The sequence below is a fragment of the Roseomonas sp. TAS13 genome (assembly GCF_001950415.1).
In the GTDB taxonomy this organism is placed as follows: domain Bacteria; phylum Pseudomonadota; class Alphaproteobacteria; order Acetobacterales; family Acetobacteraceae; genus Roseomonas; species Roseomonas mucosa.
The window spans coordinates 1-3,568 of sequence record NZ_BDLP01000412.1; the positions used below are offsets into that span (position 1 = coordinate 1).

Below are 3,568 nucleotides of genomic sequence, written 5' to 3' on the forward strand. Positions count from 1 at the left end.
GCCCCCCGGCCCCGCGCCGGAAATGGAGCCGGGGGTGGCGGCCCCCGTGCCGGAGGGAAGGGCCTGGCGCAGCAGGACGAGGCAGGCCGCGCCCAGCAGCACCGCCAGCGGCACGGAAACCAGCAGCAGCGCGATCAGCAGCGGCCGGTTTGGCAGCGTGGGGGCGAGCGGCACGCTGGGGGCGGAGACCAGCCGCGCCGCCACCGCCTCGTCGGTCAGCAGCGCCAGCCCGGCCCGCTGGTGCTGCGCCAGGAGGTCGTAGAGCGGCGTGCGGGTGAAGACATCCGGCTCCCGCCCCAGCCTTTCCTCCAGCTGGGCGATGCGGTTCCGGGTCAGGCCGGCGAGATCCGCCCGCACCTTGCCCTCGGCGAAGGCGTGCAGGCGGGCCAGCGCGTCGAGCGCCATGGCCCGGTCGGGATGCGGCAGGTCCAGCGTCACCGTCACGGTTTGCAGCGACTGGGTGACGGCGAAGTTCCGCTCCAGCCAGGTCTGCAGGTCGTCGGCATCGCTCTCGGTGCGCAGGCCGAGCCATTGCCGCAGCAGGCCCATCGGGCCGCTGGCGCGCTGCTGCGTGAGCCAAGCGGGCAGGGCAGTGTCGCGCATCAGCATCGCCGCCGCCTCGGGCGAGCGCAGCAGGGCGAGATAGACCGCGAAATTCCCGCCCGAGCGGTTGTCCAGCAGCCCACCGGCCTGCAACACCGCATTGGCCTGGATCAGCGTGGACACCGCGAGGCCGGTGGTCTCGGCGGGGGTCACCACCGCCTCCGCCACGTACTGGCGCTGCCAGGACAGCACCAGCGCGATGCCGGACGCCAGCAACAGGAACCAGGTGGCGAGGATTCTCCAGCGCCAGAGCCAGAGGGCGCGCAGCAGTTCCGGAAGCGGCATCCCCTGGTCCAGCGTGACTTCCCGTGACTATCGAGTTTGTTAACGAAATATTCAACCCTGGATTGAAACCAAGCCCGCAACCCTGCTGCGCTCACTGTGGGGAGGGCCTGCTGGATCAGCCCGGCAGGCGGATCACCGTCAGGATGCGCGAGACCGGCGCCCGGGCGCGGAGTTCCAGAACAGGAACCGGGCGCAGCTCGCCATAGCGGGGAGCTTCCCATCCTGACGCCAGAACGATGTCGAGCGGCACATCCGCCGAGACGGCGATGCGGCCCAGCGGCGAGGCGACGCCCTGGGGGATGCGTTCCCAGGCGGCGGGGGCCAGGCGCCAGTGCAGCGTGACCCGCCGGAAGGGGCCGGAGACCTCGTCCAGCACGCTCCAGCGCCGGCCCTGGCCCAGCACGCGCCGGTCCTGCCGGTTGCCGTGCCGGTCGCGCACCCAGGCGCCATCCGCCAGCAATCCGCCCCGGCACCAGCGGGCGCGCAGGAAGCGCCCGGCGCGGGGCATCGGCTCCGCCTCGTCGAAGAGGATGGCGTTGTGCCCGGCGGCATCCTCCAGCCCCAGCGCCACCGCCCGCCATTCGGGGGCGGGGTTGTAGGACAGCGTGCCGCCGTCGCGCAGCAGGTTCACCGGCCCGTCCCAGAGGTCGAGGTTCAGCAGGTCCGAATGCCCCGGGCGGAACTCCAGCGGGCCGGTGCGCAGCAGGGCGCGGGCGCGGCCCACCGTCCAGCCGCGGCTGCCGCTGGCCTGCCAGCGCGCCTCGGGGCGCGGCACGGGCGCGGATGGCAGGCCGAGCCAGAGGCAGCCCGGATCGTCCGCCACCCCGGCCGAGGCGCCCAGGAAGAGCCGCGCGGCGCGCTCGACGCTGCCGCGCGCATCGCCCGGCCCGCCCAGCGACAGGTCCGCCACGTGGGAGCCATCCTGGTGGCCGAGGCGCGGCAGGGCGCCGGTCGCGGGGTCCAGCAGCCGGGCGAGCCAGCGGCTGGCGGCGGCGGCGCGGGCGGCGAAGGGCGGCGGGAAGGGCAGGGCCCCGTAGCTGCGCCGCAGCCATTCGGCGGTGGAAAGCACGTCCAGCAGCAGGCGGTGATAGCCCGTCGAGACCTGGGCGAAGCCGCCATCCGGCGCCACCAGCCGGTCCAGCGCGGCGGAAAGCCGGGCCATGGCAGGGGCTGGGTCCTCGCCGAGAAGAAGGTCGCAGGCGAAGAGCCCGGCGGGTTCGCTGACCGTGTGGTTGTTGTCCTGCGCCTCGGCATAGCGGGGGGTGGCGGCGATGCGCCGGCGGTGCTGGGCGAGGAGTGCCCGCAACCCCGGGCTGGCCGCCTCGCCGCCCAGCAGGGCATGGGCCAGGGCCAGGTGCAGGGCGCGCAGCGCGGCCTCCTGCCCGCAGGCCCAGTTCGGCCCCCGGAAGGGCGGGTTGGCGCGGCACCAGGCGGTGAGCCTCGCCTCCGCCCGTTCGCGGTGGCCTCCCTGCGGGTCGAGCCGGTGTGCCAGGGCGAGGAGGGGGATCTCCCCCAGGCGGTTGGCCTCCCAGACCGGCCGCACATCGCCCGGCGCGAAGAGGTCGAGCGAAAGCCCATGGGCGTGGGAAGCGAAGGGGCCGTGGCCCGAGGGGAGGGCAGTGGGGCAGGAAGGGGGGCAGGAAGGGGGGCAGGCAGAGGGGCAGGCAGGGGGACGGGCGGCATCGCGGGGCTCCGTCTCCGGTGGCGGAAGTTCCGCCACCGCCATCAGCACGGGCAGCGTTTCCGCCCGCAGCGCCGCGGGAAGCGGGGAATGGCCGCCGGGCAGGAAGGGGCCTTCGGCAGGCCGGAGGTCGGGCAGGGCACGCCGGGCGAGACCGGCCGCCAGCCGGAGGCGGTGGCGCAGCAGCAGGCCCACCGGCCGCGCACCGAGCCGCCAGGCGGCATCGAAGCGGAGCAGCATGGCGGTACGGAAGGGTAGCGCTCGGAAAACCATGCCGCTCCGTGATGGAACAACCTAAAATTGCTGTAAAACAAGTTAACAATCACTTAAAGTTGTATACCAAGACCATGGAATGACCTGGGCTGCCAAGGGTGTGCGCACCGAATCGGGAATACGCCAGATTGAGCCTCCTCCACCCTTCCGGATCGCGCCACGTCCTGTCGCTGCTGCTGGCCGCCCCCATGCTGGCGAGCCTGGCCGTCCCGGCGGCCCGGGCGCAGCCGAACCTGCTGATGCCGCCCTCCCTGCCTTCCACCCTGCCCGGCGGGCAGCCCCTGCCGGGCGCGCTGTCCGGCGGGCTGGCGGGCGGAGCCCAGGGGGATCTGGTGCAGCGCCTGCTCGACGCCGCCTCGGGGCGCAGCAGCACCACCCTCTCGCCACCGCCACCTCTGCCGCCCGCCGCGCCCATCCCCGCGATGCCCGCCGCCACGGCCGGCACATTCCCCGGCATGGCGCCGCCTCCCGATCCGCTTTCCAACACCGAAAGCTTCTTCGCCGCCCGCCTGCCGGAGCAGCAGCCGCCGCTGCGCCAGTTCGGCTATGACAGCTTCCGTCAGGCGGCGGTGCCCGGACTGACCACGGGCGCCATGCCGGAGGGCTACCTCCTCGGCCGCGACGACGAGGTGATCATCGCGGTGCGCGGGCGGGTGCGGACCTCCTACACCCTGCGGGTGGGGCTGTCTCTTGATCACATCTACGCACAGCTCCACCGTAAGGCGA

2 protein-coding genes and 1 pseudogene are annotated in these 3,568 nt (G+C 73.6%); 1 reads left to right on the top strand and 2 read right to left on the bottom strand.

Translation table 11 applies throughout. The features are described from left to right. Both ROTAS13_RS21170 and ROTAS13_RS21175 read right to left on the bottom strand, forming a co-directional pair. The coding region (locus tag ROTAS13_RS21170; RefSeq protein WP_083755653.1) for a hypothetical protein at nucleotides 1–888 on the bottom strand (888 nt) is incomplete at its 3' end. Between the two features lie 115 nt (nucleotides 889–1,003). Then, a complete protein-coding gene (locus ROTAS13_RS21175; protein ID WP_253187731.1) occupies nucleotides 1,004–2,842 on the bottom strand; it encodes a heparinase II/III family protein in 1,839 nt (612 codons plus the stop codon). A gap of 128 nt (nucleotides 2,843–2,970) precedes the next feature. Between ROTAS13_RS21175 and ROTAS13_RS21180 the strand changes: the two are divergent. Beyond that, nucleotides 2,971–3,568, top strand: a pseudogene (locus ROTAS13_RS21180) (polysaccharide biosynthesis/export protein); the annotation flags it as partial.